This window comes from Pontitalea aquivivens (assembly GCF_046507575.1).
GTDB classification, from domain to species: Bacteria; Pseudomonadota; Alphaproteobacteria; order Rhodobacterales; family Rhodobacteraceae; genus Pontitalea; species Pontitalea aquivivens.
Window position 1 is genome coordinate 183,545 of sequence record NZ_JBKFEY010000001.1, and the last position, 26,240, is coordinate 209,784.

25 protein-coding genes and 1 tRNA gene are annotated in these 26,240 nt (G+C 70.3%); 18 read left to right on the forward strand and 8 right to left on the reverse strand.

Annotated elements, in window-relative coordinates; all coding sequences use genetic code 11:
• Window positions 1-30 precede the first annotated feature (30 nt).
• Window positions 31-1,308, forward strand: coding sequence for an MFS transporter (locus ACK8OU_RS00900; RefSeq protein WP_410301458.1), 1,278 nt, complete (start codon window positions 31-33; stop codon window positions 1,306-1,308).
• Here the strand turns inward: ACK8OU_RS00900 and ACK8OU_RS00905 are convergent.
• Window positions 1,305-2,015, reverse strand: coding sequence for an arylesterase (locus tag ACK8OU_RS00905; protein ID WP_410301459.1), 711 nt, complete (start codon window positions 2,013-2,015; stop codon window positions 1,305-1,307). The genes ACK8OU_RS00900 and ACK8OU_RS00905 overlap by 4 nt on opposite strands.
• Here ACK8OU_RS00905 and ACK8OU_RS00910 point away from each other — a divergent pair.
• Together ACK8OU_RS00910 and ACK8OU_RS00915 are read left to right on the forward strand one after the other, a co-directional pair.
• A complete protein-coding gene (locus ACK8OU_RS00910) occupies window positions 2,014-2,727 on the forward strand; it encodes an ABC transporter ATP-binding protein (RefSeq protein WP_410301460.1) in 714 nt (237 codons plus the stop codon). The genes ACK8OU_RS00905 and ACK8OU_RS00910 overlap by 2 nt on opposite strands.
• Window positions 2,724-5,249 carry an ABC transporter permease gene (locus ACK8OU_RS00915; protein WP_410301461.1) on the forward strand — a complete coding sequence of 842 codons (2,526 nt, stop codon included), beginning with the start codon at window positions 2,724-2,726 and terminating at the stop codon, window positions 5,247-5,249. The genes ACK8OU_RS00910 and ACK8OU_RS00915 overlap by 4 nt, the downstream gene beginning before the upstream one ends.
• Window positions 5,250-5,337: 88 nt before the next feature.
• Here ACK8OU_RS00915 and ACK8OU_RS00920 read toward each other — a convergent pair whose 3' ends face one another.
• Entirely contained in the window at window positions 5,338-5,817 is a 480-nt protein-coding gene (locus ACK8OU_RS00920; protein ID WP_410301462.1) for a transglycosylase SLT domain-containing protein, read from the reverse strand.
• 97 nt (window positions 5,818-5,914) lie between these two features.
• The gene (locus tag ACK8OU_RS00925; protein WP_410301463.1) at window positions 5,915-6,679 is read right to left on the reverse strand and encodes a DeoR/GlpR family DNA-binding transcription regulator; all 765 of its coding nucleotides are present in this window, start codon (window positions 6,677-6,679) and stop codon (window positions 5,915-5,917) included.
• 195 nt (window positions 6,680-6,874) lie between these two features.
• Between ACK8OU_RS00925 and glpD the strand changes: the two genes are divergently transcribed.
• From glpD to ACK8OU_RS00940, 3 genes are all read left to right on the forward strand, one after another.
• Window positions 6,875-8,476 (forward strand): glycerol-3-phosphate dehydrogenase, encoded by a 1,602-nt coding sequence (glpD, locus tag ACK8OU_RS00930; protein ID WP_410301464.1) that lies wholly within the window; start codon window positions 6,875-6,877, stop codon window positions 8,474-8,476.
• Between the two features lie 116 nt (window positions 8,477-8,592).
• Window positions 8,593-10,077 carry a glycerol kinase GlpK gene (glpK, locus tag ACK8OU_RS00935; RefSeq protein ID WP_410301465.1) on the forward strand — a complete coding sequence of 495 codons (1,485 nt, stop codon included), beginning with the start codon at window positions 8,593-8,595 and terminating at the stop codon, window positions 10,075-10,077.
• Window positions 10,074-11,216 (forward strand): iron-containing alcohol dehydrogenase, encoded by a 1,143-nt coding sequence (locus tag ACK8OU_RS00940; RefSeq protein ID WP_410301466.1) that lies wholly within the window; start codon window positions 10,074-10,076, stop codon window positions 11,214-11,216. The genes glpK and ACK8OU_RS00940 overlap by 4 nt, the downstream gene beginning before the upstream one ends.
• On the opposite strand, the gene ACK8OU_RS00945 is transcribed toward ACK8OU_RS00940, so the two are convergent.
• Complete coding sequence (locus ACK8OU_RS00945) at window positions 11,213-13,663, reverse strand: heavy metal translocating P-type ATPase (RefSeq protein WP_410301467.1); 2,451 nt, start codon at window positions 13,661-13,663, stop codon at window positions 11,213-11,215. The genes ACK8OU_RS00940 and ACK8OU_RS00945 overlap by 4 nt on opposite strands.
• Before the next feature lie 137 nt (window positions 13,664-13,800).
• Here ACK8OU_RS00945 and ACK8OU_RS00950 point away from each other — a divergent pair, with 137 nt between their 5' ends.
• The 3 genes from ACK8OU_RS00950 to mnmH all read left to right on the forward strand — a co-directional run bounded on the left by ACK8OU_RS00950 (window position 13,801) and on the right by mnmH (window position 15,789).
• A complete protein-coding gene (locus tag ACK8OU_RS00950; protein ID WP_410301468.1) occupies window positions 13,801-14,004 on the forward strand; it encodes a YgaP family membrane protein in 204 nt (67 codons plus the stop codon).
• Between the two features lie 102 nt (window positions 14,005-14,106).
• A complete protein-coding gene (locus ACK8OU_RS00955; protein WP_410301469.1) occupies window positions 14,107-14,730 on the forward strand; it encodes a L,D-transpeptidase in 624 nt (207 codons plus the stop codon).
• Entirely contained in the window at window positions 14,731-15,789 is a 1,059-nt protein-coding gene (mnmH, locus tag ACK8OU_RS00960; protein ID WP_410301470.1) for a tRNA 2-selenouridine(34) synthase MnmH, read from the forward strand.
• On the opposite strand, the gene selD is transcribed toward mnmH, so the two are convergent.
• A complete protein-coding gene (gene selD / locus ACK8OU_RS00965) occupies window positions 15,779-17,950 on the reverse strand; it encodes a selenide, water dikinase SelD (RefSeq protein ID WP_410301471.1) in 2,172 nt (723 codons plus the stop codon). The genes mnmH and selD overlap by 11 nt on opposite strands.
• 142 nt (window positions 17,951-18,092) lie before the next feature.
• Between selD and ACK8OU_RS00970 the strand changes: the two genes are divergently transcribed.
• From ACK8OU_RS00970 to ACK8OU_RS00990, 5 genes are all read left to right on the forward strand, one after another.
• Window positions 18,093-18,169, forward strand: a tRNA-Met gene (locus ACK8OU_RS00970).
• 118 nt (window positions 18,170-18,287) lie between these two features.
• The gene (locus ACK8OU_RS00975) at window positions 18,288-19,331 is read left to right on the forward strand and encodes an aldo/keto reductase (RefSeq protein WP_410301472.1); all 1,044 of its coding nucleotides are present in this window, start codon (window positions 18,288-18,290) and stop codon (window positions 19,329-19,331) included.
• Window positions 19,332-19,344: 13 nt separating this feature from the next.
• Window positions 19,345-19,695: a hypothetical protein gene (locus ACK8OU_RS00980; RefSeq protein ID WP_410301473.1), complete on the forward strand. Its 351-nt coding sequence runs from the start codon at window positions 19,345-19,347 to the stop codon at window positions 19,693-19,695.
• Window positions 19,683-20,207 (forward strand): lipocalin, encoded by a 525-nt coding sequence (locus ACK8OU_RS00985; RefSeq protein WP_410301474.1) that lies wholly within the window; start codon window positions 19,683-19,685, stop codon window positions 20,205-20,207. Before ACK8OU_RS00980 ends, ACK8OU_RS00985 begins: the two co-directional genes overlap by 13 nt.
• A complete protein-coding gene (locus ACK8OU_RS00990) occupies window positions 20,204-21,130 on the forward strand; it encodes an AEC family transporter (protein WP_410301475.1) in 927 nt (308 codons plus the stop codon). Before ACK8OU_RS00985 ends, ACK8OU_RS00990 begins: the two co-directional genes overlap by 4 nt.
• Here the strand turns inward: ACK8OU_RS00990 and ACK8OU_RS00995 are convergent.
• Together ACK8OU_RS00995 and ACK8OU_RS01000 are read right to left on the reverse strand one after the other, a co-directional pair.
• Window positions 21,124-21,870, reverse strand: a complete 747-nt coding sequence (locus tag ACK8OU_RS00995; RefSeq protein ID WP_410301476.1) for an NUDIX hydrolase — start codon at window positions 21,868-21,870, stop codon at window positions 21,124-21,126. The two genes, ACK8OU_RS00990 and ACK8OU_RS00995, sit on opposite strands and share 7 nt — an antisense overlap.
• Window positions 21,863-22,273 (reverse strand): DUF983 domain-containing protein, encoded by a 411-nt coding sequence (locus ACK8OU_RS01000; RefSeq protein WP_410301477.1) that lies wholly within the window; start codon window positions 22,271-22,273, stop codon window positions 21,863-21,865. The genes ACK8OU_RS00995 and ACK8OU_RS01000 overlap by 8 nt, the downstream gene beginning before the upstream one ends.
• A 165-nt stretch (window positions 22,274-22,438) precedes the next feature.
• On the opposite strand from ACK8OU_RS01000, the gene ACK8OU_RS01005 reads away from it, so the two are divergent.
• The 4 genes from ACK8OU_RS01005 (at window position 22,439) to ACK8OU_RS01020 (ending at window position 24,739) form a co-directional block, all read left to right on the forward strand.
• A complete protein-coding gene (locus ACK8OU_RS01005; protein WP_410301478.1) occupies window positions 22,439-23,122 on the forward strand; it encodes an EF-hand domain-containing protein in 684 nt (227 codons plus the stop codon).
• 85 nt (window positions 23,123-23,207) lie between these two features.
• Entirely contained in the window at window positions 23,208-23,792 is a 585-nt protein-coding gene (locus ACK8OU_RS01010; RefSeq protein WP_410301479.1) for an RNA polymerase sigma factor, read from the forward strand.
• A complete protein-coding gene (locus tag ACK8OU_RS01015) occupies window positions 23,785-24,213 on the forward strand; it encodes a dihydroorotate dehydrogenase (RefSeq protein ID WP_410301480.1) in 429 nt (142 codons plus the stop codon). The genes ACK8OU_RS01010 and ACK8OU_RS01015 overlap by 8 nt, the downstream gene beginning before the upstream one ends.
• 1 nt (window position 24,214) lies before the next feature.
• Window positions 24,215-24,739: a periplasmic heavy metal sensor gene (locus tag ACK8OU_RS01020; protein WP_410301481.1), complete on the forward strand. Its 525-nt coding sequence runs from the start codon at window positions 24,215-24,217 to the stop codon at window positions 24,737-24,739.
• Window positions 24,740-24,793: 54 nt separating this feature from the next.
• On the opposite strand, the gene ACK8OU_RS01025 is transcribed toward ACK8OU_RS01020, so the two are convergent.
• Window positions 24,794-26,233, reverse strand: a complete 1,440-nt coding sequence (locus ACK8OU_RS01025) for a diguanylate cyclase domain-containing protein (protein WP_410301482.1) — start codon at window positions 26,231-26,233, stop codon at window positions 24,794-24,796.
• Between the last annotated feature and the right edge of the window lie 7 nt (window positions 26,234-26,240).

The following is a 26,240-nucleotide window of genomic DNA, read 5'->3' on the forward strand; positions in this document are numbered from 1 at the left end:
GATTGAGTATTTGGGCCAAGAAGAAGTGGCATGCCGCTTTGGCCCTTGCCGTGCCCGCGCGGGCGGCACAAGACAGGCCGCATGATCCCGGAGCCTGCCGTGCGCCAAGCCCTTGCCCCCTTTCGCCCGATCGTGACCGATCCCGCGCTGGCGCTGGCCGCGGGGTTGCTGATCCTGTTCGGGGCCCATGCGGCGACGCTGATGCCCTATGTCTCGGCGCTGGCGGTGACGGTGTTCGGGCTGTCGGACGGGGCCTATTCGACGGTGCTGGTGGTGGCCTCGGTGTTGTCGGTTTCGGCCTCGGTGGGGTTGGGCATTCTGGCCGATCAGCGTGCCAACCGCCGCGCGATCGCGCTGGCCTCGGCGGGGTTGCTGACGGCGGGGACCGGGCTGGTCTGGGCGGGGGACAGCGCGCTGGCCTTTGTCATTGCGCATGCGCTGATCCTGCCGTTGTCGGGGTCGCTGTTCGGCCAGCTGTTCGCGTTGGCGCGGCTGGCCGCCTCGATCCACCCCGAGTCGCAGCGCGGCGCGATCCTGTCGGCGCTGCGGGCGGCCTTTGCGCTGCCCTGGGTCGTGGTGCTGCCGGTCTGGGCGGTGGCCTTTGGCGCGGGCGCGCCGCTGATCGCGGTCTATCCGGTCTGTCTGGTGCTGGCGGCGGCGATCCTGTGGCTGACGTTGCGGCATTGGCCGCGCGACGGGGCGACGCGCTGGCCGGACCCGAAATCGGGGCTGAGCTTTGCCGCCGCCCTGCGCGAGATGGCCGAGATCCGCGTTCTGGCCCGGGTTCTGGCGCTGGGCACGATCAGCGGGGCGGTGATGCTGTATCTGGTGGTGATCGGCCTTGTGTTTTCACAGACCCCGGGGCGCGGGGCTTCGGATGTGGCGCTTTATGCGGGGTTTGTCGCCGGGCTGGAGGTACCCTTCATGCTGGCGCTGCCCGCGATCATCACCCGGATAGATCGGACGGTGCTGATCTGGCTGGGGGCGGTGCTTTATGCCTGCCATCTGGCGTTCCTGCCGGTGTTGTCCGGTACCGGCTGGGTCTGGCTGCTGATCCTGCCCGCGGCGGCGGGGGGCGCGGTGGTGCTGACCCAGCCGATGGCCTATCTGCAGGATCTGCTGGGGATGCGGCCGGGGGCGGGGGCCAGCCTGATGGCGCTGCAGAAGCTGGCGGGCGATGCGATCTGTGCCAGCGTTTTCGCGCTGGGGGCGGCGGTGGCGGGCTATGGCCTGGCCGCGGCGCTGGGTGCGGGGCTGTGCGTTCTGGGCGCGGGCGCGCTGTGGGCGATGGACCGGCGGCGGGATTAGCCGCCCGGGCCGGCCCCCGTCTGCGCGATCAGGTCCAGCACCTTCGGCCCCAGCGCCTCGACCACCAGGGCGACGCCTGCGGGGGCGGGGTGGATGTTGTCATCCTGCATCAGATCGGTTTTCGCGCGCAGTTCGGGCGGGGTTTCCATGATCGGCGCCAGCAGGTTCGGCACCAGCACCGCGCCGTGCTTTTGCGCAAGGTCCGGCCAGATCGCGTCGAAAGCGGCCTTGTAATCGGGGCCGTAATTGCCCGGCGCAGGCAGGCCCGCCAGCAGCACCGGCAGGCCGCGGGCGCGCGCCCTGGTCAGGATCGCGTCCAGATTGGCGCGCGATTCTTCGGGGGGCAGGCCGCGCAGCAGGTCATTGCCGCCCAGTGCCACCAGCAGCGCATCGGTCTGCGGGCCAAGCGACCAGTCCAGCCGCGACAGCCCCCCCGCCGTGGTATCGCCCGACACCCCGGCATTCACCACCCGCACATCGGCGCCCCGCGCGGCAAGCCAGGCCTGCAGTTGCGGCACCAGCCCCTGATCGGCGGGCAGGCCATAGCCCTGCGTCAGACTGTCACCCAGCGCCACCAGTTCCAGCGGCTCGGCCCGCGCGGGCGGGGCCAGGATCGGCAGAGCCAGGAAAAATGTCGTCAAAACAAGGTTGCGCAGGCGCCGGATTGGCCCATATCCCCTTGGGAGGACAGAAAAGAAGGCAGGCATGAAAGATACCGTTCTGAGTTTGCGTGACGCCCGGCTGACGCTGCAGGGCAATGCCGGCCCGGTCGAGATCCTGCGCGGGATCACGCTGGATGTCGCACGGGGGGAAAGTGTGGGTCTGACGGGGCCTTCGGGGTCGGGCAAGTCATCGCTCCTGATGCTCATGGGCGGGTTGGAACGGGCCACGGGGGGCACCGTCACGGCGCTGGGCCAGGATCTTTCCACGATGGGGGAAGATGCGCTGGCCCGGTTCCGCAGGGGGAATATGGGGATCGTTTTCCAGTCCTTCCACCTGATTCCGACCATGACCGCGCTGGAAAACGTGGCCCTGCCGCTGGAACTGGCCGGTGTGCCCGATGCCTTTGACCGCGCCGCCGAGGAACTGCATGCCGTGGGCCTTGGCCATCGCGGCAGCCATTACCCGGCCGAATTGTCGGGGGGCGAACAGCAGCGCGTGGCGTTGGCGCGTGCTGCGGCGCCCCGGCCCGCGCTGTTTCTGGCGGATGAACCGACGGGCAATCTGGATGCGGCCAATGGCGCGGCGATCATGGATCTGCTGTTTGGGCTGCGTGACCGCCATGGCGCGACGCTGGTGCTGGTCACCCATGCGCCCGAACTGGCCGAACGCTGTGACCGGATCGTGCGGCTGGCCGATGGCATGGTGGTTGAAGAGCCTGCGGTGCAGGGGATGCGCGCGGAAAGGGCGGGCGCATGAGCCTGGCCTTTCGGATCGCGCGGCGCGAATTGCGCGGGGGCATCGCGGGGTTCCGCGTGTTCCTGTTGTGCCTGATGCTGGGCGTGGCGGCGATTGCGGGCGTTGGCACCGTGCGCGTGGCCATCGAATCGGGGCTGCGCGATCAGGGCGCGGTTTTGCTGGGGGGCGATGCCCAGCTGGAATTCACCTATCGCACCGCGACGGACGCGGAACGCGCCTGGATGGCGGCCCGCGCCACCGCCCTGTCCGAGGTGATCGAGTTCCGCTCGATGATCGTGGTGGGGGCGGGTGAAGGCGTAGACCGCGCGCTGACCCAGGTCAAGGCGGTCGATGATGCCTATCCGCTGACCGGCGCGGTGCAGGTTGAACCTGCGGTGCCGCTGGATCAGGCGCTGGGAATGCAGCCTGGCGGGCTTTACGGCGCGCTTCTGGACCCGGTTCTGGCGGATCGGCTGGGCCTGGCCATTGGCGACCGCTTTCGCCTGGGGCGGGCGGAATTCATCCTGACGGGGCGTATCCTGCGCGAACCCGACAGCACCGGCACCGGCTTTGCGCTGGGCCCGCGCAGCCTTGTGCCGGGTGTGGCCCTGGAAGGTTCGGGCCTGCTGGAACCGGGATCGCTGTTTGAAACCGAATACCGTCTGACCCTGCCACCCGGCACCGACCTTGACGGCCTGCAGGCCGCGGCCGAAGCGGATTTCGAAGGTGCCGGGATGCGCTGGCAGGACAGCCGCCGCGCCGCCCCGGGGGCGGAACGGTTTGTCGACCGGATCGGATCCTTCCTGGTGCTGGTGGGCCTTGCCGGGTTGGCCGTGGGCGGGGTGGGCATTTCCGCGGCAGTGCGCGCCTGGATGGAACGCAAGGCCGGAACCATCGCCACGCTGAAGGCAATCGGTGCAACCAATGCCCTGATCCGCAATGTATTTCTGATCCAGCTGGGGGCGCTGACCGTGGCGGGTATCGCGCTGGGGCTGGCGCTGGGCGCGGGTCTGCCCTGGCTTGCCCGGGGGGCCATCGCCGCGCGCATGCCGATTGCGGTGGACATCACCATTGCCCCTGCCGCGCTGGTCGAGGCCGCGCTGTATGGCGCGCTGGTCGCGGCGATCTTCACGCTCTGGCCGCTTGCCCGCATGGCCGAGGTGCGGGCGGCGGCGCTTTACCGCGATCTGGGGCCGGGGCGGCGGGGCTTGCCCGGGGCGGGTGCCCTGGCGCTGATCGCGGGGCTTTTGGCGGCGCTGGTGGCGGCGGCGGTCTGGTTTTCCGGGCTCTGGGCGCTGGCGCTGGGTACCTTGGGTGGCATTGCGGCGGCGTTGGCCATCCTGACGCTTGCGGCGGCGGGCCTGCGCCGGCTGGCGCGCGCCATGGCGCATCGCGCCCGTGGCCGGCCCGTCCTGCGCGCGGCCCTGGCCGCCATCGGCGGCCCGCGCAGCGAGGCGGCGCCGGTGATCCTGTCGCTGGGCCTTGGCCTGTCGGTGCTGGCCGCCGTCGGCCAGATCGACGCCGGCCTGCGCAGCGCCATCGACCGCGACCTGCCGCAGCGCGCGCCCGCCTATTTCGTCGTCGATATCCAGCCCGACCAGATTTCCCCCTTCCTGACCCGCCTCGCCGCGATGGAGGCGGTGGAAAAGGTCGAAACCGCCCCGATGCTGCGCGGCGTTCTTACCCGCATCAACGGGCAGGATGCGCGCACGGTGGCGGGTGAACACTGGGTCGTGCGGGGCGACCGCGGCATCACCTATGCCGCCACCCCGCCCGAAGGCACCAAGGTTGTCGCCGGCCGCTGGTGGCCCGCCGATTACACCGGCCCCGCGCAGGCCAGCATGTCCGCCAAAGAGGCGGGGGAACTGGGCCTAGGCCTGGGCGACCGGATCACCGTCAATGTCCTTGGCCGCGACATCGAGGCGGAAATCACCTCGCTGCGCGAAGTGGATTTCGCCACCGGCGGCATCGGCTTCGTGCTGACCCTGAACCCCGCCGCGCTTGCGGGCGCGCCTCACACCCATATCGCCACGATCTACGCCCCCCCCGGGGCCGAGGCCGCGATCCTGCGCGATCTGGCGCGCGATTTCCCCAACATCACCGCGATCCGCGTCCGCGACGCCATCGACCGCGTGACGCAGGCGCTGGGCGCCATTGCACGGGCCACCGCGCTGGCTGCGGGTGTCACGCTGCTGACGGGCTTTGTCGTGCTGATCGGTGCGGCCGCCGCAGGCGAACGCGCCCGCGCATGGGAGGCTGCCTTGCTCAAGGTGCTGGGCGCGTCCCGGGGCCGGATCCTGGCCTCTTTCGCATTGCGCGCGGCGCTGATGGGGGCGGCGGCGGGGATCGTCGCGATCCTGTTTGGCGCGCTTGCGGGCTGGGCGGTGCTGGTGCTGGTGATGGAGGCAGACTTCCACTTTGCCCCGCTCCCCGCCATCGCGATCGTTGCGGGCGGGGTGCTGGCCACGCTGCTGGCCGGGCTGGTCTTTGCCCGCCGCCCGCTGGCCGCGCGCCCCGCACAAATCCTGCGCGCGCGCGACTGATCGCGCGGCGCCAACCCGGCCCCTGGCTTCTTCTTGGCAAAAATACTCAAACCCCGCCCCGGCCCGCGACCGGCCGGGCGGGTGCGGATCAGCCGCGCAGGCCGGTTTCGCGCAGCAGGCCGCGGCGCTTGGCCTCATAATAATAACCGCGCGCATACCACATCACGGCCCGTTCCTCGGATCCGCCCGAAACAAGCCAGGCCCCGCGCAGGTATTTCACGCCGTATTTCAGGTTCGTCGCCGGATCCAGAAGATCCGCGGGCTTGCCGCGAAAGCCCATCGTCCCCGCGGTCTGCGGCAGGATCTGCATCAGCCCGTAATACGGGCCATTGCGCGCGCCCGGATTGTAGCGGCTTTCGCGCTGCACCACCCGGTGCACAAGGCTGCGCGGCACACCATATTCATCGGCATAGCGGTTGATCAGGGCGCGCAACTGCGGCGTTTCCCCGGCATGCAGGCCGGCCACATCGCCGCCCGGCGCCTTGGTCGAGGCGCGCGGATCGCCCCCACATCCGGCCAGGGCAGCCAGGCCCGACAATAGCATTACGCGGCGGGACATCGGGGTCATCGGGCACTCCTGCGATCACGCCTTGTGATAGCGGCCCTGTCCGAAGGGGAAAAGGATTTTTCGCCGGGGCGGTGGGCGATGCGCGGCGCCTTGCCGATCAGGGCGGGCAGATCCGCACCTCGGTGCCCCAGTCCGCGCAGGCCCGGGTCAGGCCTTCGGGCAGCGCGCGATCGGTGAACAGCACATCCAGATCCGCCAATGATCCCAGCCGCACCGGCGCCGAACGGTCCAGCTTGCTGGCATCCGCGACCAGAAACACCTTGCGCGACTGGCGCAGGATGGTGCGGCTGACCCGTACCTCGGCCAGGTCGAAATCCAGCAGATCTCCATCGTGATCCAGCGCCGAAACGCCGATGACCGCGTAATCGGCCTTGAACCGCCCGATCGCATCGCTGGCCAGATCGCCCACCAGCCCGCCATCCGACCGCCGCAGCGCGCCGCCCGTCACCATGGTGTCACAACTGTCATTGGCCATCAGGATATTGGCCACGTTGATGTTGTTGGTAACCACGGTGATGTTGCGGTGGCCCAGCAATTCGCGCGCCACCGCCTCGGTCGTGGTCCCGAGATTGAGGATAACCGAACAGTTGTCGGGAATGGCCTGCGCACAGGCCCGCCCGATCGCGGCCTTGGCCGCCGCATTCATGCGCTGCCGCGCGCCATAGCCGATGTTGCTGACCCCGGTGCGCAGCACCGCGCCGCCATGCACGCGGTCCAGCAGGCCCGCATCGGCCAGTTCGGCCAGATCGCGCCGGATCGTCTGCAGCGTCACACCAAAGCGTTCGGCCAGGGCCTCGACGATGACGCGGCCCTCGGATCGGGCGATCTCCAGAATCTCTGTCTGCCGAAAGCTGGTCGCCATGGGCCCTCCTGCCGCCAGTGTCGCATGCGGTGTCGCATGGTCGCGCGGGCCTGTCACACGGGCAGACGCCACGACCTGCGCGAAAATGCGTAAAAACACATTGATACGATCATAAACGAATAAAAACGAAAAACAATATTTGACAAAAGTTCGCATTTCGCGCCTTCTGGCCCTGTTCCACAGCAGGAGGTGGCCATGACCGGGCCCCGCGCCGCCGATGGGGTGGCCGATCTGTTCATCATCGGGGGTGGCATCAACGGCTGCGGCATCGCGCGCGATGCGGCGGGGCGGGGGCTGTCGGTCGTTCTGGCCGAAATGGGCGATCTGGCGCAGGCGACCTCATCGGCGTCGACCAAGCTGTTCCACGGCGGGCTGCGCTATCTGGAATATTTCGAATTCCGTCTGGTGCGCGAGGCGTTGAAGGAACGCGAAACCCTGCTGGTGGCGATGCCGCACATCAGCTGGCCGATGCGCTTCGTGCTGCCGATGCATCCCGACATGCGCTTTGCCGCCGATACGCCGACCGCACGGCTGCTGGCGCTGATTGTGCCCTGGATGAAGGGGCGCCGGCCCTTCTGGCTGATCCGGCTGGGGCTGTTCCTTTACGACCATCTGGGCGGGCGGCGCATCCTGCCGGGCACATGCGCGCTGGATCTGCGGGCCGATCCGGCAGGGCGGGCGCTGCAGCCGCGGTTCCGGCGGGCCTATGAATATTCCGATTGCTGGATCGACGATGCGCGCCTGGTGGTGCTGAACGCGCGCGATGCGGCGGCGCGCGGCGCGCGGATCATGGTGCGCACCCGCGTGATCAGCGCCGAGCGGCGCGGCGATCTGTGGCATGTCGTGACCGAGGGCCCCGAGGGCCGGGCCGACCATCGCGCCCGCGCGCTGGTCAATGCCGCCGGCCCCTGGGTCGAGGATGTGATCCGCACCACCTTGCGCCTCAACACCGCCCGGGGCGTGCGCCTGGTCCGCGGCAGCCATATCGTCACCCGCCGCCTGTTCGACCATGAAAAATGTTATTTTTTCCAGGGCACGGATGGCCGGATCATCTTTGCCATCCCCTACGAACGGGATTTCACCCTGATCGGCACCACCGACATGGACCATCAGGGCCGTCCCGATCAGGCCGAATGCACCGGGGGCGAACAGGATTATCTGTGTGACTTCGCCTCGCGATACCTGGCACGGCCGGTGACGCGGGATCAGATTGTCTGGACCTATTCCGGGGTGCGACCGCTTTACAATGACGGGGCCAGCTCGGCCACGGCGGCCACGCGCGACTATGTGCTGGGCCTGGATACGGGCGGCGAGGCCGCGGGGCGCGCGGATGGGGCGCCGCCGCTGCTGAATGTCTTTGGCGGCAAGATCACCACCTATCGGCGGCTGGCCGAAAGCGCGCTGGCGAAACTGGCGCCGTTCCTTCCCGGCGCAGGCGGCGACTGGACCGCGCGCGTGCCCCTGCCAGGGGGTGATTTTCCCCATGACGGGGTGGCCGCGCTGATCGCGGGGCTGCGCGCCGACTATCCGTTCCTGACCGACGACTGGGCCGCCCGGCTGGTGCGCGCCTATGGCACCGAGGCTCGCGCGATCCTGGGCCCCGCGCGCAGCCGCGCCGATCTGGGCCGCGATTTCGGCGCGACCCTGACCGAGGCGGAGCTGCGCTGGCTGATGACCCGGGAATGGGCGCGCGCGGCCGAGGATGTGATCTGGCGGCGCAGCAAACTGGGCCTGCGCATGACCCCCGATCAGATCGCCGCACTGGCCGCCTTCATGGCCGATCACCGGCCCGGCTGACGCAAGGCGGGGCCTGAAAAGCCCCATGCGGCTTCTTCTTGGCCCAAATACTCAAAAAATTCTTGCCTCCGGCGGGAGTATTTTTTCCAAGAAGAAGACCATGAAAGGAAACCGGCATGTCCCATATCCTGGCCATCGATCAGGGCACCACATCGTCGCGCGCCATCCTGTTCGATGCGGATCTGGGCGTCGTGGCCGTGGCGCAAGAGGAATTTCGCCAGATCTATCCGCAGCCAGGCTGGGTGGAACATGACCCGGCGGATCTGTGGTCCAGCGTGGCGGGCACGGCGCGGGCGGTGATTGAGCGGGCGGATGTGCAGGTGCGTGACATTGCCGCGATCGGCATCACCAACCAGCGCGAAACCACGATCCTGTGGGACCGTGCCACCGGCCAGCCCCTGCATAATGCCATCGTCTGGCAGGACCGGCGCACCGCCGCCATCTGCGCGGCGCTGCGCGATGCGGGACACGAGGCCATGATCACCGCGCGCACCGGGCTTTTGTGCGACCCCTATTTTTCGGGGACCAAGCTGAAATGGCTGCTGGACCACATTCCCGGCGCGCGGGCGCGGGCGGCGGCGGGGGCGCTGGCCTTTGGCACGGTGGACAGTTTCCTGATCTGGAAGCTGACCGGCGGGCGGGTACATGCGACCGATGCCACCAATGCCGCGCGCACGATGTTGTATGACATCGGGGCCGGGTGCTGGGATGCCGGGATCTGCGGGCTTCTGGACATTCCGATGGCGATCCTGCCCGAGGTACGCGATTGCGCCGCCGATTTCGGGGTCACGCGGGCCGATCTGTTCGGACGCGAAATCCCGATCCGGGGTGTGGCGGGCGATCAGCAGGCGGCCACGCTGGGGCAGGCCTGTCTTGTGCCGGGGATGATGAAATCGACCTATGGCACGGGCTGTTTCGCGCTGCTGAACACGGGGGCGCAAAGGGTCGCCTCGCGCAATCGCCTGCTGACAACCATCGCCTATCAGCTGGACGGCACACCCACCTATGCGCTGGAAGGGTCGATCTTCATCGCGGGGGCGGTGGTGCAATGGCTGCGCGACGGGCTGCGGATCATCCGCACGGCGGGCGAAACCCAGGCCCTGGCCGAGGCCGCCGATCCCGCGCAGGCGGTGGTTCTGGTGCCCGCCTTCACCGGGCTTGGCGCGCCCTACTGGCGGCCCGATTGCCGCGGCGCGATCTATGGGCTGACGCGCAATTCCGGCCCGGCCGAGCTGGCGCGGGCGGCGCTGGAAAGCGTGGGCTTCCAGACCCGCGACCTGCTGGAGGCGATGCGCGCCGATTGGGGCGGGGCGGGGCGGGGGGTGCTGCGCGTCGATGGCGGCATGGCGCGGTCGGACTGGGCGATGCAGTTCCTGTCCGACATCATCGGCGCGCCGGTGGACCGGCCGCGCGTGACGGAAACCACCGCGCTTGGCGCGGCCTGGCTTGCGGGGATGCACGCCGGGGTTTATCCGGGGGTCGGGGACTTCGGCCGCAGCTGGGTGCTGGAGCGGCGCTTTGAACCGGGGATGGATGAACAAACGCGGGCGGCACGTTATGCCCGCTGGGGGCGGGCCGTGCAGGCCACGATGATGGTATGACGCCATTTTCCATCGCGGCGCCGGGCCGCATCCTGTTTGGCCGGGGCGAGGCGGCCCGGGCGGCGGACCTGATCGCGGGCTTTGGGGTGCGCGGGTTTGTGGTGCATGGGGCCCAGGCGCGCCGGGCGGGCTGGTTGCTGGCGGGGCTGCGCGCGCAGGGCATTGCGGTTGACACCTTCGCCTGCCGGTCCGAGCCCGATCTGGTCACGCTGGAGGCCGCGGTAACCGCCGCGCGGGTCTGTGGCGCGGGCTTTGTGGTGGGCTTTGGCGGCGGGGCGGCTATGGACTTGGCCAAGGCGGTGGCGGCGCTGGTGCCCGCGCCCGGGGGCGCGATGGATCATCTGGAAATCGTGGGCCGCGGCCTGCCGTTGCGGGCCGATCCCTTGCCCTTCATCGCCATCCCGACCACCGCCGGCACCGGGGCCGAGGTGACGAAAAATGCGGTCATCGGCCTGCCCGCGCATGACCGCAAGGTCAGCCTGCGCGATGACCGGATGCTGGCGCGGCTGGCGATTGTCGATCCCGCGCTGACCGATCATTGCCCGCGTGCGGTGACGCTGGCCTCGGGGCTGGATGCGCTGGCGCAGGTGATCGAGCCGTTCCTGTCCACCCGGGTCACGCCCTTTACCGATGCGCTGACCCGGCCCGCGATCAGCCTGGGCCTTGGCGCGCTGATCCGCCTGATGGAGGATGAGGAGGATGCCGAGGCCCGGGATCAGATCGCCTGGGTCAGCCTGTGTGGCGGGCTGGCGCTGGCCAATGGCGGGCTTGGTGCGGTGCATGGGCTGGCCGGGCCGATCGGTGGCATGACCGGGGCGGCGCATGGGGCGATCTGCGGGGTGCTGCTGGCGCCGGTACTGCAGGCCAATGCCGCAAAGGCCACCGGCCTTGCCGCCGACCGCATCGCCGAGGTGCGGGCGATGGTGGCGCGCGCCTTGCGGGCCGCACCCGGCACGGCCTTTTACGCGCTGGCGCGCTGGATCTCGGATGCGGGGCTGCCACCGCTGAGCGCACAGGGCCTGGCCCCCGAGGCGCGCCCCCTGGCGGCGGAAGCCGCGCTGCGGTCCAGCTCGATGGCGGGCAATCCGGTGGCACTGGGCGTGGCCGATCTGGTCGCGGCGATGGCGGCGGCGGGTTAGGCCGCGCGCCGCAGCCGCAGCGCGTTGGTGACGACGAAGACCGACGAAAACGCCATCGCCCCCGCCGCCAGCATCGGCGACAGGCCCGGCCCGCCAAAGGGTACCAGCGCGCCCATCGCCACCGGGATCAGCGCGGTGTTGTAGGCGAAGGCCCAGAACAGGTTTTGCCGGATGTTGCGCATCGTGGCGCGCGACAGCGCCAGCGCACGGGCCACGCCCTGCGGATCGCCCTGCATCAGCACGACCTCGGCCGCCTCGATGGCGACATCGGTGCCGGTGCCGATGGCCAGCCCGACATCGGCGGCGGCCAGCGCGGGCGCGTCGTTGATGCCATCGCCCACGAAGGCCACGGTGCCGCGGGTCTTGAGGCTTTCCAGCGCGGCGACCTTGCCTTCGGGCAGGACCTCGGCCACGATCTCGGTGATGCCAAGGCGGCGGCCCACCGCATCCGCTGTGGCGCGTGTGTCGCCTGAAATCATCACCACGCTGACCCCTTCGGCCTGCAGGGCGGCAACGGCCTGTGGCGCGCCGGGTTTGACCGGATCGGCCAGCGCCATCAGCGCGGCAAGTTGGCCATCCAGCGCCAGCCAGACCGGGGTTTTGCCGTCGGACGCCAGTTCGTCGGCACGCGATTGCAGGGACGTGGTATCCACCCCTGCCTCGCGCATCGCGCGGGCATTGCCCAGCAAAAGCGTCCGGCCCTCGGCCTCGGCCGACAGGCCGCGCCCGGCCAGGGCGGTGATCTTGCGCGCGCGCGCCGGCGTCAGGCCGCGCCCGGCGGCGGCGGCCAGGATCGCCTGCGCCAGCGGGTGTTCCGACCGCGCCTCGGCCCCGGCGGCCAGGCGCAGCGCCTCATCCGCGGCAAAGCCCTTGGCCGGGATCAGATCGGTCAGGGCGGGGCGGCCGGCGGTCAGGGTGCCGGTCTTGTCGAAGGCGACGATGCGGGCCTGCGACAGCCGTTGCAGCGCATCGCCGCGCCGGAACAACAGGCCCAGTTCGGCCCCCCGCCCGGTGCCGACCAGGATTGACACCGGCGTGGCCAGCCCCATCGCACAGGGGCAGGCGATGATCATGACCGAGATGGCCGCGACCAGCGCATGGGTAAAGGCGGGCGCGGGGGCGAAGGCCATCCACAGCGCGAATGTCAGCGCCGACAGCGCGATCACCACCGGCACGAAAACGCGGGTGACCCTGTCCACCAGCGCCTGCACCGGCAGCTTGCCGCCCTGCGCCTCTTCGACCAGGGCGATGATGCGCGACAGGACCGTATCGGCCCCCGTCGCGGTGACGCGGAACGACAGCGCGGCGGCGCCGTTCACCGTGCCGCCGGTCACGGGCTGGCCCGGGGATTTCTCGACCGGGGCGGGCTCGCCCGTCAGCATGGATTCGTCGATCCAGCCGTGGCCCTCGGTGACGATGCCATCCACCGCGATGCGTTCGCCGGGCAGGATCTGGACGATGTCGCCCGGTGCCAGTTCCTCGACCGGCAATTCCACCACGCCGCTTTCGCGTTCCACCCGTGCGGTGGCGGGCCGCAGCCCCACAAGGCGCGAAATCGCCTGCCCCGCCTGGCCGCGTGCCCGCGCCTCAAGCCAGCGGCCCAGCAGGATCAGGGTCACGATGACGGCGGCGGCCTCAAAGTAAACCTCGCGGGCGGTTGCGGGCAGCAGCCCCGGCGCCAGCGTCACCACCGCCGAATACAGGAACGCCGCCGAGGCCCCCAGCGCGACCAGCGAATTCATTTCCGGCGCGCCGCGCAGCAGGGCGGGGAAGCCAAGCCGCAGGAACACCCGCCCCGGCCCGGCCATCACGGCGGCGGTCAGCACCATCTGGATCAGGTGGTTCAGCCGGTCCCCCAGGGTGGCGGCGATCCAGTGATGAAAGGCGGGGATCATGTGCCCGCCCATCGCCAGCACGAAAACCGGCAGGGTCAGCGCGCCCGCGACCAGCGCCGCGCGCGCAAGACGCGCGGCCTCGGCGGTCTGGCGGTCGGTGATCGGGGCGGGGGCGTCCCCGGCGGTCAGGACGCGGGCGGGATAGCCCGCCGCCGTGACCGCACCGGCCAGTTCGCTGGGGGCGACGGCACCCTGGGCATAGTCCACCCCGGCCGTTTCGGTGGCCAGGTTGACGCTGGCCGCGATCACGCCCGGCACGGCCGTCAGCGCGCGTTCGACCCGGCCCGCGCAGCTGGCGCAGGTCATTCCCGCGACGCCCAGACGGGTTTGCGCGCGCGCCGGCGGGTAGCCCGCCCGGTCCAGCGCGGCGGCCAGGCTGGCGGGCGTTGCGGGGGCGTCGAATTCCACCCGCGCGGATCGTGCCATCAGGTTGGCCGCCGCGCTTTTCACGCCCGGTTCAGCCGCCAGCGCGCGTTCCACCCGGCCCGTGCAGGCGCCGCAATGCATCCCTTCGATGATGAAATTCGTCGTGGCGGTTGTTGTGGCGATCATGGGCGCCCCCTTTCGTGGGGAAAGTGGACCCGGGGCCGGGCGGGGTCAACCTGGGCGAATAAACATTCGATAACTTGAATTTGTTTCGCCGCGATGCTAGATATGCCCCAACTGAAACCCCTGGCCGGAGATCCGCCATGACGCTTGACCGAGTGATGTTTGCCTTTGCCGGGACGATGGTCCTGATCAGCGTCCTGCTGACCTATTTCGTGCACCCCAATTTCGTGTGGCTGACCGTGTTCGTCGGCGCCAACATGCTGCAGTCGGCCTTCACCGGCTTCTGCCCCGCCGCCCGGATCCTGTCGAAATTCGGCATCAAGTCGGGCTGCGCGTTCCGGTAATTTCGGAACCATGCCGCGCGCGGGCGGTTGAGGGCGCTTGAGGGCGGTTGAGAAGGCAGGCCTGCTTTGTTAGCCTGCCTTTATAACCGTCTGGAGTGGATGATGAATCGCCGTGCCCTGATCGCCGCGCTTGGCAGCTTGCCGATCCTGTCCGCCCCCGCCATCGTGCGGGCGCAGACGGTCAGCACGGCCGTGCGCCCGCCCGTGCCGCCCGCGGGCGCATCCCCCGCCGCGGCCGCCGCGCCGCAATGGCCGATCGCGCCGCAATATTACCCGGTGCTGGTCAGCGTGAAGTCGGACTTTGAACCCGGCTCGATCATCGTCGTGTCGCGGATGTTCTTTCTGTATCACATCGTGGAACGGCGCAAGGCGATGCGCTATGGCGTGGCCGTGGGCACCGCCGAACTGGTTTTTCGCGGCGAGGCCGAGGTGGGCCGCAAGGTCGAATGGCCCCGCTGGAAGCCCACGCCGCAGATGATCGCGCGCAATCCCGCGCGCTATGCGAAATATGCCGATGGCATGCCGGGCGGGCCGAAAAATCCGCTGGGGGCACGGGCGCTTTATCTTTATCAGAACGGGCGTGACACCGCGATCCGCATCCACGGCACGACGGAACCGGAATCGATCGGGCATGCGGTGTCGAACGGCTGTATCCGCATGGTCAACGACCATGTGATCGCGCTTTACGATCAGGTCGATCTGGGCGCCAGGGTAACGGTTTACTGAATGGGTCTTGTTCTTGGGGCGGTGCTGGACGCGGGCGCGCCGGGTTTTGATCAGATCATCGACGTGCGCTCGCCCGCCGAATATGCCGAGGATCACATTCCCGGCGCGATCAACCTGCCGGTTCTGGACAATGAGGAACGCGCCCGCGTGGGCACGATCTATAAACAGGTGTCGCCGTTCGACGCGCGCAAGATCGGCGCGGCGCTGGTGGCGCAGAATGCCGCGCGCCATCTGCTGGGGCCGCTGGCCGACCGGACCGGGGGCTGGCGCCCGTTGGTCTATTGCTGGCGCGGCGGGCAGCGGTCGGGGTCGTTTGCCACGATCCTGCGGCAGGTGGGCTGGCGGGCCGAACTGGTCGAGGGCGGCTATAAAAGCTGGCGGCGGCTGGTGGTGGATGCGGTGGCAGCCCCGGTCAGCGCGCCGGTGGTGGTGCTGGATGGCAATACCGGATCGGCCAAGACGGAACTGCTGCAGCTGTGCGCCGCGGCGGGGCATCAGGTGATCGATCTGGAAGGCTTGGCCAACCATCGCGGCAGCCTGTTCGGCGCGATGCCGGGCGGCCAGCCCGGCCAGAAGGCCTTTGAGGGGCGGCTGGCGCTGGCGCTGGCGCGGCTGGACCCCACGCGCCCGGTTCTGGTCGAGGCGGAAAGTTCCCGCATCGGCGCGGTCAGCGTCCCGCGCGGGTTGTGGCAGGCGATCTGCGCGGCCCCGCGCGTGCGTCTGGCGGTGCCGGCGGCGGCGCGCGCGGCCTATCTGGCGCGGGCCTATGCCGATGTGGCGGGGGATGGCGCGCGGTTGCGTGACACGCTGGCCCGGCTGCGCCCGCTGCACCCCGCCGAGGTGATCGCCGACTGGCTTGCGCTGGCCGATCGGCGCGCGCTGGAACCGCTGGCGCTGGACCTGATGCGCCGCCATTACGACCCGCGCTATGAAAAGCACCGCGCGCGTCATGGCGACGGGCGCGAAGCTGTGGTCGCGGCTGATGATCTGTCGCCCGCGGCGTTGCCCGCTCTGGCCCGCCGCGTGGCCGAAGCGGCCGGGCAGCTGGTCAGCCGCTGATGCCGATCCACGGCGCACCCGCGCGCAGCTGCCCGATCACCGCCGCCGGGTCGCCGCCCGCGCGCAAGGCCGCCACCAGCGCATCCGCCTGATCGGCAGGCACCGCGGCCAAAAGCCCGCCCGCCGTCTGCGGATCGTGCAACAACCGGCCCGCCGGGGTGTCGGGGCTGTCGCACAGGCCCGCAAGCGCGGCGATATTGGCGGGCAGCAGGGTCGATCCGTGGCCCTGTGCCGACAGCGCCTCGGCCCCCGCCAGCAGGGGGATGGCGGCCAGGTCCAGCTGCGCCGCACACCCCGAGGCTTCGAGGATCCCCATCAGATGCCCGGCCAGGCCAAAGCCCGTGACATCGGTCATCGCCCGGGCGTGCGGCGCCAGCAGCGCCGCCGCCGCGCCGGACGGGCGGGCCATGCTGGCCAGCGCGCCCGCCACCGCCGCGCCGGGGGCGGCGCGCATCATTTCGGCCGCCAGGATCACGCCGGTGCCGACCGGCTTGGTCAGGATCAGCGCATCGCCCGGCCGCGCCCCCGCCTGGCCGATGATGTCGTCCGGGGCAAGGCCGGTCAGGGTAAAGCCCAGCGTCAGTTCCGCGCCGATGCTGGTGTGGCCGCCCACCAGATCGGCGCCGGCATCCCGAAACACCGCGCCCGCGCCATCCAGAATCTCGCGCAAGCTGCGTTCCTGCAGGGCCTGCGACATGCGTGGCAGCGTCACCTGCGCCAGCGCCACCTGCGGCCGGGCGCCCATTGCCCAGATATCGCCCATCGCATGGATCGCCACGATGCGCGCCAGAAGCCAGGGATCCTCGATGAAGGCGCGGACATGGTCGGTCGTGATCACCTGCCGCCCCGCGCCATGGCGCAGCACGGCGGCATCATCGCCCGGCCCGGCCAGCACATCGGCGCGCTGCGGCCCGGGCAGCGCGGCCAGCGCCGCGGCCAGCCCCGCGCGCCCCATCTTGGCCCCGCACCCGCCGCACAGCGGCTTGTTGCCCGCCAGTTCCCCGCGCAGGCCCAGCGCCACGCGCGCGGGCAGGGGCGGCGGCGCCATCGCGGGCAGGTCGTGCACCATCGCCATGAAGCGCCGGTCGATCCGGTCCTTCCAGCGCCACAGCCAGTCCCCATCCAGCGGCAGGCCCCATTTGTCGGCCACCGCCCGCCTGTCGCCGGTGGACACCAGCTTGAGGTAATCGCGCTGTGGCCGGTAGGCGCGCAGGGTTCCGCCCGACAAGGCGGCGGTCAGGTTGTGCCACAGGACCGGCGCCTGGCGCACGGCGAACACCCCGGCCTTGGGGCGCGGGGCATGGGCCATATGGGCGATGTCGCCCGCGGCAAAGATTGCCGGATCGCTGCTGCGCAGCGTTTCATCGACCGTGACGAACCCATCGGTCAGATCCAGCCCCGTCGCGCCCAGCCAGCCCGCGGGCCGGGTGCTGCCGGTGCCGATGATGAAATCGGCCGCCAGTTCGGCGCCTTCGCGCAGCACCACCACGCCCGGGCGCAGCGCCACCACCGGCGCATCGGGGCGCACCCGCACCCCCAGCCGCGCGCAATGGGCCAGCATCCGCCGTCGCGCGCCCGCCCCCAGCGCCGACAGCGCGACAGGCCCGGCCTCCAGCACGGTCACCTCGGCCCCCGGGCCCAGCCGGTGGGCGGCGGCCAGCGCCAGTTCCACCCCCGCCACGCCGCCGCCGATCACCGCGACGCGCGGGCCGGGGCCGGGCGCTTCGGCAAAGGCCGCCCAGCGGTCGGCAAAGGCATCCAGGGGCTTTGCGGGCACGGCATTGCCGGCAAAGCCGGGCAGGGCGGGCATGTCGGCGGTGATGCCGATGTCGATTGACGCAACGTCATAGCCGATCGGCGCGCGCCCTGGCACATGGATCAGCCGGGCGGTGCGGTCGATGCCCCCGGCCCGGCCCAGGATCAGCCGCGCGCCGGCATGGCGGGCCAGCTTCACCAGGTCGATCTGCAGCGCCGCGCGCGGGTAATGGCCCGCGACATGGCCCGGCAGCATCCCCGAATAGGCCGCCGTGGGCAGCGGGTTGATCAGCGTCAGCCGCACGCCGGGCAGGGGTCGCATCCCCCACATCCGCAGGACCAGCGCATGCGCATGGCCGCCGCCGATCAGCACAAGGTCACGGGTCAGGGGAAGGGGGGGCTGCATCATCGGCTCCGGGTTGCGGTGCCTTCCTAACGCGCGACGCGCGCCCGCGCCACGGGGATCGGGCGAAAGGTCATGCCAGGGGCGGAAATCGGATTTCGCCCCTTGACGCCCCCGGGCCGGTCGCTTAGAGACCCGCGTCAGTGGCTAGGTAGCTCAGCTGGTTAGAGCGTGCGACTCATAATCGCAAGGTCGAGGGTTCGAGTCCCTCCCTCGCCACCATAAATTCCCCTCATCCCCACGCGGCAGGACCGGACCCGATCCGGGGTTCTTTCGCGCCCTTCCCCTTGTCGGCACGCTGTGGCAGGGTCGCGCGGCAGGTAGACTTCCGGAGTTTTGCATGAAGATGTTGCCGCTGGGCCGCACCGGCCTTTCCGTTTCGGCGCTGTGCCTTGGGTCGATGACCTGGGGCAGCCAGAATACCGAGGCCGAGGGGCATGCCCAGATCGACCGCGCGATCGGGCGGGGCGTGAATTTCATCGACACGGCCGAGATGTATCCTGTCAATCCGGTCAAGGCCGAAACCGTTGGTCGCACCGAAGAAATCATCGGATCCTGGCTGGCGAAACCAGGGCGGCGGGACGATCTGGTGATCGCCACCAAGATCACCGGCAAGGGATCGGCGGCGGTGCGCGACGGCGCGCCGATCACGCCCGGGGCGATCCGCGCCGCGGTCGAGGCATCGCTGCGCCGCCTGCGCACCGACCATATTGACCTGTATCAGCTGCACTGGCCGAACCGGGGCAGCTATCATTTCCGCCAGATCTGGGGCTTTGACGCCTCGGGGCAGGATCGGGCGCAGACCCTGGCCGGCATGACGGCCTGTCTGGAAACGCTGGCCGCGCTGCAGGCCGAGGGCAAGATCGGCCATTTCGGCCTGTCGAACGAATCCGCCTGGGGCATGGCGCAATGGCTGGCGCTGGCCGAGGCCGGGCATGGCCCGCGCGCCGCCGCGATCCAGAATGAATATTCCCTGCTGTGCCGTCTGTATGACGGCGATCTGGCCGAACTGGGCGTGAATGAGGATGTGACGCTGCTGGCCTATTCGCCGCTGGCGGCGGGGCTGCTCAGCGGCAAGTATCGCGGCGGCGCCCGGCCCGAAGGGTCGCGCGGGGCGATCAATCGCGATCTGGGCGGGCGGATCACCCCCCCGGCCGAGGCCGCGGTCGAGAGCTATCTGAAGATCGCCGCGGATGCGGGGCTGGACCCGGTGACGATGGCGGTGGCCTTCGTGATGGCCCGGCCCTTCCCGGTGATCCCGATCATCGGCGCCACTTCGGTCGCGCAGCTGGACCGTTCGCTTGATGCCGCCGATCTGGTGCTTTCCGGGGACGTGCTGCGTGCCATCGGGCGGGCGCATCGTGCCCATGGCATGCCGTTCTAGGCGGGGGGATCGGATGCGACTGGCAGCCTGCCTTGGCCTGATCGGAATGCTGATGCTGGCCGCCTGCAAACCTGCCGGTGACCCCGGCGCCCCGGCGCCCTTGCCCCCGGTGGGCGAGGCGCGGATTGCGCTGGACCGGATGGCCTGCGAAGCCGGCGGCGGGGCCTTTCGGCAGCGGGAAGGGGCAGGTGTGTGGGTCTGTCTGCGCACGCCGCGCGATGCCGGGCAGGCCTGCCGCACCGGGACGGAGTGCGAGGGCGCCTGTCTGGCGCGATCGATGACCTGCGCGCCCTTCGTGCCGCTTCTGGGCTGCCACGAAGTCATGACCGGTTCTGGCTTGCGGGTAACCGAATGCGTGCAGTGACGCTTGCCCTGTGTGCCGTGGCGCTGGTCGCCGCGGCCTGTGCGCCCGGTGATGACATCCCGGCGCGGCGGGATGACGCTGTGCGCATCGCATCGGTCGCGCTGTTCGCGCCCGACCGCTTTGCGGGGCGCTGGCATGTGGCGCAATCGCATGTGCCGGGCTGTGCGGGCGCGGTGCAGGATTGGGCGATGGCGGGGCCGGGGCGCTATCGGCTGGCGGGCACCGATTGCACGGGCCGCGTCCCCGCGCCGCTGACGGGGGGCGCGGTGGTGACCGGCCCGGGCGGGCGGATCATGGCCGATGCCGCCTTTGGCCGCGAGCCGGTCTTTGTGCTGTGGGTCGATGAGGGCTATCGGGTGGCGGTGCTGGGCACGCCCTCGGGGCGCTGGGCGCAGGTTCTGTCGCGCGATCCGGTGCCGCGTCCCGATCTGGCGACAGCGGCGCGTGAGGTTCTGGCCTTCAACGGCTATGATCTGGCGCAGATCGGCGCGATGCCGGGACCTGTGCCATGATCGGGGTCTGGCTGGCGATCGCGCCCACCTTCGTGCTGATCGTGCTTGGCTATGGCCTGCGCCGGGGAGGTATTCCGTCGTTCGAATTCTGGAACCTGAATGACCGGCTGGTCTATTGGGTGCTGATGCCGGCGCTGTTCTTTGCCAAGATCTCGGCGGCGGATCTGGGCGCGGCGCCTGTGGGCGGGTTCGCGGGTATCCTTTGCGCGGGTTTTTTCGCCGCCGTGGCCTTTGGCTGGCTGGCGCAGCGGCTGGCGCGGCTGGCGCCGGAACAGGGCACGGGTGTGATTCAGGGCGCGGGGCGGTTCAACACCTTCGTGGGCCTGGCGATCGCCGAGGCGCTGTATGGCCCGGGCGGGTTGCAGGCGGCGGTGCTGGGGTCGGCGCTGCTGGTGCCGGTGGTCAATGTGGTGATGGTCACGGCGCTGGCGGGGATGCTGGGGCTGGGCGGGGGATCGCGGCTGGGGGGCACGCTGCGTGAACTGGTGCGCAACCCGCTGATCCTGTCGATCCTGCTGGGGCTGGGGTTCAACGCGCTGGGGCTGCACCATGTGCCGGTGCTGCATGATACCGCGCTGGTGCTGGGGCAGGGCGCGCTGCCGGTGATGTTGCTGTGCGTCGGGGCAAACCTGCGCCTGCAGGGGATACGCCCGGTGATCGGGCCGGTGATACTGGCTGCGACCGGCAAGCTGGTGGTGTTTCCGGCGGTGACGCTGGCGGCGATCTGGCTGATCGGCCCGCCGATCCTGGTGGCGCAGGTGGCCATGATCTATGCCGCCCTGCCGGTCGCGGTGGCGGCCTATTCGCTGGCGCGCCAGATGGGGGCGGACGCGGGGCTGATGGCGGCGATGATCACTGCGCAGACGATTGCGGCCTTCATCACCATTCCGCTGACGCTGGCGCTGGTGCCGCTGCTTTACTGAAGCCTGCGAAAGATCGATTTCGGCCCGGAATTGTCAAAGAAGGGCACGCTGGCGGGGGGCGGGATCGGGCCCTGGCCCGCGGCCTCGACAAGGGCGGCGACCTCGGCCAGGGCGACCTCGGTGATGAAGGGCAGGTTCAGGCGCCGCGCTTCATGCAGGGGGACCCAGTGCAGGTGCGACAGCTCATCGCAGGCGCGCGAGAAATCGTCGGGGTCGCCGATCACCCGTGCGGCATCGGCCACGAAAAAGCGCGCGTCAAAGCGGCGCGGCCGGCCGGGGGGCGTGATTGCCCGAAAGACAAAGCGCAGCGCCCCGGCCGCCGGCAAAAGCCCCTCGGCGGCGAAGCCCGCCCAGTCATCGGGGATGGCGCCGGGCCAGGTGCCGCGCGCCCCCAGCGCAAGGCCGGTTTCTTCCCATAGTTCACGCACCGCCGCCGCCGCCAGCATCGCCGCGCCACCCGCCGGGGCGAACTGATCCAGCCGCGCGGTGCAGGCCGCATCCAGCGGTGCCGCCAGCGGCACCAGCCGGTCATCGGCATCCACCGCGCCGCCCGGAAAGACGTATTTCGAGGGCATGAAGGCCGCCCCCGCCCCGCGCATCCCCATCAGCACCGAAGGCCCCCCGGGCATGTCGCGGCGCAGCAGAAGGATGGTCGCGGCATCGCGGATGCGGGTCTTGTCCTGTGCGGCGGGTGCCGTGGCGGGGGCCGGCTGCGTGCCGGGGGCGGTGGTGTCAGACATCGGCGAGCCCGGCCGGTTCGGCGCCAAAGCCATGCATCCGCCGCGACCACTGGATCGCCACGATCATGCCCTTGAACAGGGGCAGCAGCGTCAGCGACAGCACCACGCAGCCGGTGGTGAAGATGGCGATCATCGTCATCGGGTCGGGGCGAAAGGTCACGAAGGCCCACATCAGCAGCGGCGCCATCAGGTGTCCCACGATCAGGATGGTCAGATAGGCCGGTCCGTCATCGGCGCGGTGATGGGAAAACACCTCATGGCAGGCGGGGCATTCGTCGCGCACGCGCAGATAGCCCTGCAGCAGCCGCCCCTTGCCACAGGCCGGGCAGCGGCACATCAGCCCGCGCAGCACCGCGGGGCCCATCGGGCGGTCGTCTTCCAGATCGGTATCGGTGGCAGCCATCGTGATCTCCTTCGCTTGGGCCTTTATCCACGGAATGGCGGCGCAGGGAAAGCACACAATGTCACGCTTTGGTGAACGGCGCCGTTCGGGCGACGGAAGGGCGCGGCCTGCGCGTTTGGTTGGCATGACGGCGCGGATGCCGTGGTGAACACAGGAGACGACAGAATGAAACGCAGCTTCAGGAATTCGGTCGCGGTGGTGCTTCTGGCGGGGGTTGGTGCCGGCCTTTCGCTGCCGGTGCTGGCGCAGGATGCAGCCCAGCCCGCCGCCCCCGGTGCAGGGGCCAGCGCCCCGGCGCCCGCGACTGGCCCGATGCGCGGCATGGGCTTTGACTTCCAGCGGTTCGATGCGGATGGCGATGGCAAGGTGACGGCCGAGGAAATCCGCGCCGCCCGTGTGGCCGAGGCGGCGGCGCTGGATGCCGATGGCGATGGCAAGATCACGCTTGAGGAACTGGTCGCGCAGGAAATGCGCGCGGCGCAGGCCCGCATCGAGGCCCGGGCCAAGGCGCGCTTCGAGGCGCGCGACGGCGATGGCGATGGCGCGCTTTCGGCCGCCGAGCTGATGACCAACCCGATGCCCACGCGGATGTTCCAGCGTCTGGATGCCGATGGCGATGGCGCGATCAGCGCAGCCGAACTGGCCAATGCGCAAAAGCGGATGCAGGGCCGCGATGGCAAGGGCCGCAATGACAAGGGCCGTGGCGAGGGTCGGGGTCACGGCTGGGGCAAGCGCGGCGGCGAGGGCTGCGATGCGGGCCGTGGCTGGGGCCGGGGTGATGGCTGGCGTGATGGCCGCGGTGAAGGACGCGGCGATGGCTGGGGTCCGCGCGGGCCTATGGGGAACTAAGCCCCCGGAACGTTTCCCGGGCGGGGCCTGACCCGCCCGGGGCCGAATTGCCTTTCACGGGGTTTCGCGCTAGGCCGCAGGATGCATGGATATGGCATTTGACGCGTTGACCGATGCCTCGGATGAGGCGCTGCTGGTCCTTTATGGCAATGGGGACCCCGCGGCGGCGCGCAGCCTGACGCTGCGGCTGGCGCCGCTGGCCTATCGCGCCGCCTATCGGATGCTGGGCGATGCCGCCGAGGCCGAGGATCTGAGCCAGGAGGCGATGGTACGGCTGTGGCGGATCGCGCCGGACTGGCGGCAGGGCGAGGCGAAGGTGTCCACCTGGCTTTACCGGGTGGTGACCAATCTGGCCACCGACCGGCTGCGCCGGCGGCGCGGGCTGGGCCTGGACGAGGCGCCCGAACCGGAAGATGGCCGGCCCGCCGTGCTGGATGTGATGATCGCGGCGGACCGGGCCGCGGCGCTGCAGGCCGCGCTGGACCGGCTTCCGGCGCGGCAACGTCAGGCGGTGGTGCTGCGCCATCTGGAAGGGCTGAGCAATCCCGAGATTGCCGAAGCGATGGATATTGGCGTCGAGGCCGTCGAAAGCCTGACGGCGCGCGGCAAACGGGCCCTGGCGGCGATGCTGGCCGGGCAACGTGGGGAATTGGGGTATGGGCATGGATGACAAGATCGCAGGGGCCGGCCCCCGGATGCACGCGCAGACGGATCCGCAGACGGATCTGCCGGAGGCCGCATTTGCCGCGGCCCGCCAAAGCCCGCCTGAACCTTCGGCGGCCTTCATGGCGCGGGTTCTGGCCGAGGGGCTGGCGCAGCAGCCGCCCGCGCGGGTCGTCGCGCCGGTGCAGGCGCGCGGCCCCGGCAGTGGCAGTGGCGTTCGCGCGCAGCTTCTGGCCATGCTGGGCGGCTGGCGCGGGATTGGCGGCATGGCAACGGCGGCCTTGACTGGCGTCTGGATCGGTTTTGCCGGTATGGGGCAACTGGGCGACATCGCGGCGGGCTATCTGGGCGGCGCCGATGCGCTGGGCACGGTCGAGCTGTTGCCCGATGCGGATGTGCTGGCGATGATGCTGGATCAGGAGGGCTGAGATGGGCACGCAACATCAGCAACAGGCGCCTTTGGCCGCCCCCGTCCGGGCCCCGATGCGGGGCTGGGTGCGGGCGGTCTTTATCCTGTCGGTGACGCTGAACCTGCTGGTGGCGGGGGTGGTGGCCGGGGGGCTGATCGCGCGTGACCGCCACCCCATGCGCCCGCCCGTGGTCAGCGATGTCAGCGTCGGCGCGTTCACCCAGGCGCTTGATCCCGCCGACCGCGAGGCGCTGCGCCGCGCGGCCCAGGCCGAGGGGCAAAGCCTGCGCGCGATGCGCCAGTCCGCGCGCGAGGATCATCGCCGTCTGGTCGAAGCCCTGCGCGCCGACCCCTGGGATGAGGCCGCCGTGCGCGCGGTTTTTGACGCGCATCGCGACCGGCTTGTGGAACGATCGGCCTTTGGCGGGCGGTTGCTGATGGCGCGCATCACCGCGATGACCCCGGCGCAGCGGCAGGCCTTTGCCGACCGGCTGGAACAGGGCGCCGAGCGTCTGCGCGGGCGGCTGAAAGATCGCCGCGACTGAGCAGGGCGGAACTGAGCAGGGCGGAACTGAGCAGGGCGGATTGGGGGCCCTGTGTCAGGCGGCATCCGGCTGGCACGAGATGGCGATGCGGTTGCGCCCCTGCGCCTTTGCCCCCAGCAGCGCCAGATCGGCGCGTGCGACCAGATCCTCGACCGGCTCGCCCCCGGGGCCGCCCATCGCCAGACCGATCGACACCGTCACGGGAATGGTCCCGCAGCCCGCGCCAAGGCTTGCGGGACGATCCTGCACCAGCCGCCGGACCCGGTCCGCCGCGACCTGCGCGGCCCCGGGCGTGGTGTCGGGCAGGGCGATCAGGAATTCCTCACCGCCGATGCGGGCCAGCAGGTCCACGTCGCGCAGATTGGCGCCAAGGCGGTGGGCGATTTCAACCAGAACGCAATCGCCCGCGGCATGGCCATAGGTGTCATTGATCGTTTTGAACCTGTCCAGATCCAGCGCCATCACCGCAAAGCCGCGCCCGGTCAGCCGCGCGCGCTCGGCCATGCGGGCCAGATGCGGCATCGCGTAGCGGCGGTTGTAAAGCCCGGTCAGCGGATCGGTGACCGCCAGGCGCAGCCCATCGGCCACGCTTTCGCGCTTGCGATCGGCCACGCGCTTGCGCGCCAGTTGCGCGCGCAGCCGCATTGCCGCCTCTTCGGCGCGTTCGGGTGTGCCCAGATCCAGCGGCAACAGGTCGCTTGCGCCCAGATCCAGGGCGACCGCGGCGGTGTCGCGCGCGCTGTCGGGCAGGGCGATGCAGATCACGGAATGGCGCGACCCGCTGCGCGAGCGCAGTTCCGACATCAGCCGCAGCCCTTCGCCCGGTGCGGTCAGGTCGGCGGCCAGCACATAGGCATCGGGCATGTCACGGTCCTGCGGCAGGGCCAGCGCCTCTTCGCGGGTCAGTAACACCAGCCGGTCGCGCGCCATCCGGCGCGCCAGCGCCGCGCGCCAGGCCATGCCGGTGTCGCGGCCGGGCGCGACCAGTGCGATCCGGGCAGGCCGGTCGAAGGCGGGATTGGCCTCGGCAAAACCAAGCGCGCGGCAGGTGCTTTCGTGCAGCTGCAGTTCCGCATCGGTTTCGCGGCCGCGCAGCAGGCTGCGCATGCGCGCCAGCAGCACCAGTTCATCCAGCGGCTTGACAAACAGGTCATCCGCGCCTGCGCGCAACGCCGCCAGCCGCATCGCGGGCAGCGCATCGCTGGACACCAGAATCACCGGAATCGCCGCGCTGGCGGGTGCGCGTTTCAGCCGGCGGCAGGTTTCCAGCCCGTCCATTCCCGCCAGCTGCACATTCAGCAGGATCAGATCGGGTCGTTCCTGGCTGGCGATGCGCAGCGCCTCGGCGCCGGTATCGGCCTGCAGGATGTCATATCGCGCGCTGGAAAGTTTCACTTTCAGCACGATGCGATTTGTGGCCACATCGTCCACGATCAGGATTTTTCCTGCCACGGTGCCACGCGCTCCCTTTACGTTCCGTATCCGCGTCGTCATCTTTCGG